Source organism: Mesorhizobium sp. P3_B5, from assembly GCF_056402815.1.
The window spans coordinates 1-975 of the sequence record NZ_JBFUGR010000041.1; the positions used below are offsets into that span (position 1 = coordinate 1).

At 66.8% G+C, this 975-nt stretch carries 1 protein-coding gene; it reads left to right on the top strand.

Annotation, left to right across the window (positions count from 1 at the left end; all coding sequences use genetic code 11):
• Positions 1–975: Ig-like domain-containing protein (locus tag AC1DVW_RS29670; RefSeq protein ID WP_477327936.1), on the top strand; the 975-nt coding region annotated here is incomplete at both ends.

Sequence of the window (975 nt, forward strand, 5' to 3'; positions counted from 1 at the left end):
CGATGATGTGCCGACGGCCAGTGCCGACACCGGCAACGTCACCGAAGGCGCTCTGCTGTCGGTCGCGGCGACAGGTGTTCTGGGCAATGACGTCGCCGGCGCCGACGGCGCCACGATCGATGGCGTGCGGGCGGCGGGCGGCAACACGACGACGCCGGTATCGGGCGGTGTCGGCACCGACATTGCCGGCCTGCACGGCACGCTGCATCTCAATGCCGACGGCTCCTAYACCTAYCAGTCGACGGCCAACAACATCTCCTCGGCGACGACGGACGTGTTCGTCTACACCATCAAGGATGGCGACGGCGACCTGTCGACGACGACGCTGACCATCAACCTGGCCGATGCCGGGCTGGTCGCGCCGGCCGACAACGACGCCACGGTCAACGAAGCGGCGCTCGACACCACCACGACCGGCTCTGATCTGGCCCACGGAACGGTGACCGGCTCGCTGCCGGGCTCGCCGGACGAGACCGACGCAACCAACCAGCTCAATGCGTCGGGCGGCGTCGGCGCGCTGACCTATACGGCGCAGACCATCGTCGGCACCTACGGCACCATCCACATCAACGCCGACGGCAGCTACGTCTATACGCTGACCAGCAACCACCTCAACGCGCAGGCCAATAACGGTGTCCAGACCATCTCGGGCCTGGAGAACTTCACCTATACGGTCACCGACAGCGTCGGCAACTCCACCACCGGAAGCATCACCGTCAATATCGTCGATGATGTGCCGACGGCCAGTGCCGACACCGGCAACGTCACCGAAGGCGCTCTGCTGTCGGTCGCGGCGACAGGTGTTCTGGGCAATGACGTCGCCGGCGCCGACGGCGCCACGATCGATGGCGTGCGGGCGGCGGGCGGCAACACGACGACGCCGGTATCGGGCGGTGTCGGCACCGACATTGCCGGCCTGCACGGCACGCTGCATCTCAATGCCGACGGCTCCTACACCTATCAGTCGACGGCCAA